Origin of the sequence: Rhizobium ecuadorense (assembly GCF_001187535.1) — a bacterium.
GTDB lineage: Bacteria > Pseudomonadota > Alphaproteobacteria > Rhizobiales > Rhizobiaceae > Rhizobium > Rhizobium ecuadorense.
In genome coordinates, this window is sequence record NZ_LFIO01001045.1 from 1 (window position 1) to 278 (window position 278).

Below are 278 nucleotides of genomic sequence, written 5' to 3' on the forward strand. Positions count from 1 at the left end.
CCCACCGCCATCAGCAGCGCGAGGGGCCAGCCGAACAGGCGAATGAGGCGGCTGGTGCGCTCGGATTGCGCGGCATAGAGATCGGCCTCGGAGACCGCAGTGAGTGGGGCGCCGGGAATTGCGGAAAGATGCTGTCTCAGTGCGTCCAGACCACCCGCCCCATCGAGGCGCATACGCAGGCTCTGCACCTGTCCCTGCCGGTCAAAGGCCGATTGCACCGCTCCCAGATCCGCCCAGATCTCCGATTCGAAGGCGCTGCCGCCCGAGGTGAAATGCCC

The 278-nt window shown here is 66.9% G+C and carries 1 pseudogene; it reads right to left on the minus strand.

Annotated features, from left to right (window positions below):
- A pseudogene (locus AF337_RS18810) lies at positions 1 to 278 on the minus strand (ABC transporter permease); the annotation flags it as partial.